The sequence below is a fragment of the Marinifilum caeruleilacunae genome, assembly GCF_013141825.1.
Lineage (GTDB): Bacteria > Bacteroidota > Bacteroidia > Bacteroidales > Marinifilaceae > Marinifilum > Marinifilum caeruleilacunae.
On record NZ_RZNH01000076.1, the window covers coordinates 1 to 3,220 of the forward strand.

Annotated in this window: 5 protein-coding genes; 2 read left to right on the plus strand and 3 right to left on the minus strand. The window is 30.8% G+C overall.

What is annotated here, in order from left to right; all coding sequences use genetic code 11:
* Positions 1-1,156: 1,156 nt before the first annotated feature.
* Positions 1,157-1,729 carry a replication/maintenance protein RepL gene (locus ELS83_RS21455; protein ID WP_171597591.1) on the plus strand — a complete coding sequence of 191 codons (573 nt, stop codon included), beginning with the start codon at positions 1,157-1,159 and terminating at the stop codon, positions 1,727-1,729.
* An 80-nt stretch (positions 1,730-1,809) separates the two neighbouring features.
* On the opposite strand, the gene ELS83_RS21460 is transcribed toward ELS83_RS21455, so the two are convergent.
* Positions 1,810-1,986, minus strand: a complete 177-nt coding sequence (locus tag ELS83_RS21460) for a hypothetical protein (protein WP_171597592.1) — start codon at positions 1,984-1,986, stop codon at positions 1,810-1,812.
* Positions 1,987-2,237: 251 nt separating this feature from the next.
* Here ELS83_RS21460 and ELS83_RS21465 point away from each other — a divergent pair, with 251 nt between their 5' ends.
* Complete coding sequence (locus ELS83_RS21465) at positions 2,238-2,417, plus strand: hypothetical protein (RefSeq protein ID WP_171597593.1); 180 nt, start codon at positions 2,238-2,240, stop codon at positions 2,415-2,417.
* Between the two features lie 18 nt (positions 2,418-2,435).
* Here the strand turns inward: ELS83_RS21465 and ELS83_RS21470 are convergent, their stop codons facing one another.
* Positions 2,436-2,789, minus strand: coding sequence for a type II toxin-antitoxin system HicB family antitoxin (locus ELS83_RS21470; RefSeq protein ID WP_171597594.1), 354 nt, complete (start codon positions 2,787-2,789; stop codon positions 2,436-2,438).
* A 19-nt stretch (positions 2,790-2,808) separates the two neighbouring features.
* The gene (locus ELS83_RS21475) at positions 2,809-3,066 is read right to left on the minus strand and encodes a type II toxin-antitoxin system HicA family toxin (RefSeq protein WP_171597595.1); all 258 of its coding nucleotides are present in this window, start codon (positions 3,064-3,066) and stop codon (positions 2,809-2,811) included.
* Positions 3,067-3,220: the final 154 nt, after the last annotated feature.

Sequence of the window (3,220 nt, forward strand, 5' to 3'; positions counted from 1 at the left end):
AAATTTAGGTTTTCATTTAACGGGACAAAGATACTAATTCTACTTCTGTAACTAAAATTTAGTTACAAATAAAGACGTTTTTTTTCAGATATCCTATTTATAGTCCAAGTTTCTAAATAAAAAAAACACTGTATTTTTAATCGTAAACGTCTCATTTGCAATAACGTAAACGTTTGTTTACTAGAAAACACACATATCTTATTTAGAATCCTTCTTCAGTGAATAAAGGGAAAAAAAGGTCTTTTTTTAAGAAACGTAGGTTTGTTAATTAAGAGGAGCAAGATGGAATCAGGCAAAGCCTTGATTTAAATCTGGCATAGCCTGATTATTAAGATTGTAGAAAATAACTATAACTACTATTTTTTAAAAGAATAACTATTTATACTTCATAATCCCTGATTATCTGCATTATAGAATTTAAGTATAACTACTTTTCAACTATTTAGGTTCGTATAAACAAAAAAAATCCCCCAACCTTGACAGATACAAAATAGGCATTTGGGAAAGCATCGCTTAGCGATTATACGAGGAAGATCTTAGATCGTCTAGATCACTAATCGACACAAAGGTAAATACCTATTTTGTATCAGTAAAGGTCAAGCAAGTGGGGAAGTTTTTTTGTAATCACCGGCAATGCTTTTATTATTATTTTCTTCTCTCCGAGGGGCTAGCTCTTGCCAAGGAAGTTGTTGTGTTGTACACTTATTACGGTGTATTTTTATTGTAGTGTATTTTTATTGTATTAAATTCTTATTACACCAAAATAAAAAACCCTGGAACGAATCCAGGGCATTCTCATAGTATCATCCTTTTGGCGCTAACAAGTTGCATCCCTGCAGAGCATGTTTCCTTCCTCAAATGACAGTTTAAAGGTATAGTAATATTAGGCTTCTGCAAAGCCTTTTAAAGGGGAAGAATTATTCCCCCTTAAAATCCCCCTTTTTTAAGAATTAAGAAGAGATTGCTCTAAGTCTCTGATAATCAATATACCTTTTTTGTACCCTTGATCATTTAAACTTGTACCCTTGATACTTTTTCCTTGTACCTTTAGGTTGTTTTTTACAAGTTTTATTTGTTAATTTGAATTTACTTACACAAATTAAAGTTTTCATTGAGACAATTTTAAATTGTCTTTTAAACCCTAAAAGTACAAGTTATGCAGAAGTATAAACCCATTAGAGATTTACCTCAATATTCGGAAAACCCTTTCGTTGAGAATGCTATACAAAAAGTAGAAGAAAATACGGTATCTAAAAGAAGATTCATAAAAGGAGCTAAAGGTATTGAGCAAACAATTATCAATTCTGATGGAGAAATAACAGGTCAAACAGCTTTTCTTCAGCAGATAGAAGTAGACGAAGATAAGTTTGCAAAACTATATTTGTCTCAATTTGCTGCATTCTGGGACTTGTCTAAACCTGCAATCAGAGTTTTTGGTTATATAATTACATGCTGTCTAATACCCAATAAAGACATCTTCTATGTAGATAAAGAAGAAGCCTTAAATTATACTGGATACAGCTCAGAAAGATATATTTTGACGGGGTTGTCCGTACTATGTGAACATGGAATAATAGCAAGATCCAAGAACTCATACAAATACTTTATAAACCCTCTAGTGGTGTTCAATGGAAATCGAGTCACTTTTGCAAAGACATATGTGAGAAAAAGAAAAAAAGCGAACCAGGAAGATAAAAATCAGATGCAACTTCCCTGGGGAGAAGAATGAGAATAAGATCCATCATTCTTTTAGTTCAAAATGCTTAAAAATCCTCATTAGCGAAGCGGAAATATTTGTGCGAAGCACTCCTATTTTTTCTTTTTCTTCTTTTTTAAAGATGATTTAGTAGATAAAAAATGAGGGTCTTTTTCCATTATTAATTCAAATTTATCTTTAGGTACGATTAATACAAATAAGTATCGGAATAAAGAATCAAGAAAGACTCCTCCAGAGAAATATTTTATAAAAAATTCAAATGCTTCCATAACTAGTTTTTTCTAATATATATTTCAAACTCAGGGTTCGTAATTGTAAATAGAATTACTAGCTCTAAAATGCAGTTTAGAAGCTGAAAAATAAAGGACAAAAAAACACACCCATTGAATAACAGGTGTTTATGGATTTTGACTTTGCTTTTTTTTAGATTTTTATCTTTTGAAGGTTAATTTTTCAGATCAAAATACCATGATAAAAACCTTCATAAATAATTATATTTAATGAAAAATATTCTAATTAAATGAAAACAACAAAATTCTCAAAAGAAAAAATAGAGTCTCAAGATGATTATAACCAAGTGATGTCAGAAATAGACGGACTGGTTGATTGTCCCGATTATTCTGAAGAATTTTACAGACTGGTATTCTTATCTAAATTGATAGAAGACTATGATATTGAAACTGGAGAATATGACTTTTAATAACTATTGTTCTATGGGTTAACAACAGCAACAGTCATCTTCTCTTTTTATTTCATTTTCAATTGCTTGCTTAACAAATTGGTTAAGATTTAACTTTCTTTTAACTGCAAGCATAGATGCGTCTCGATGAAGATCAGATGAAACTCTAACATTGAATGACCCTTTGTAGGATTTTAAAGGTTCTTTGCCAACTTCCTTACAAATGTAAAGGTAATCATCAACTGCCTCTATAAAAGCTTCTTTAATCTCAGCAATACTATCACCTTCAAATGTCACAAGGTCTATAATACCCTCAATTTTACCATGCAAAATATCATCCTCTTCAATGTAATTGAATGATCCAATGAAATTTTTGTAAGTAAGAGTGTTCATTACACTTATAAGTTATCTGTTATATATAGCCTAAGTCTTTAAGACTTTTAACAACGCTTTTTAATGCTCCGACCTTTATTTCGTTACCAGGATGCGGTTTGTGAAGTCTTATCACATGCTTTGTTTCCTCATGAACGAACGCGATCCTTGAACCTGACGTTGCTCCCTTATTAAAGGATTTATATCCTAATCTCTTAAGTAGAGTTGTCATCTCCTGAATTGTAAAATCTTTCGGGAGCGACAGTAATCGTTTTATTAGTTTTTCTTTCTGTCCCATAGAAGAAAATTTAGGTTTTCATTTAACGGGACAAAGATACTAATTCTACTTCTGTAACTAAAATTTAGTTACAAATAAAGACGTTTTTTTTCAGATATCCTATTTATAGTCCAAGTTTCTAAATAAAAAAAACACTGTATTTTTAATCGTAAAC

Excerpts from the sequence above, each read along its gene's own strand:
- ELS83_RS21455 (WP_171597591.1), top strand. The coding sequence starts at position 1,157 with ATGCAGAAGTATAAACCCATTAGAGATTTACCTCAATATTCGGAAAAC.
- ELS83_RS21460 (WP_171597592.1), bottom strand. The coding sequence starts at position 1,986 with ATGGAAGCATTTGAATTTTTTATAAAATATTTCTCTGGAGGAGTCTTT.
- ELS83_RS21465 (WP_171597593.1), top strand. The coding sequence starts at position 2,238 with ATGAAAACAACAAAATTCTCAAAAGAAAAAATAGAGTCTCAAGATGAT.
- ELS83_RS21470 (WP_171597594.1), bottom strand. The coding sequence starts at position 2,789 with ATGAACACTCTTACTTACAAAAATTTCATTGGATCATTCAATTACATT.
- ELS83_RS21475 (WP_171597595.1), bottom strand. The coding sequence starts at position 3,066 with ATGGGACAGAAAGAAAAACTAATAAAACGATTACTGTCGCTCCCGAAA.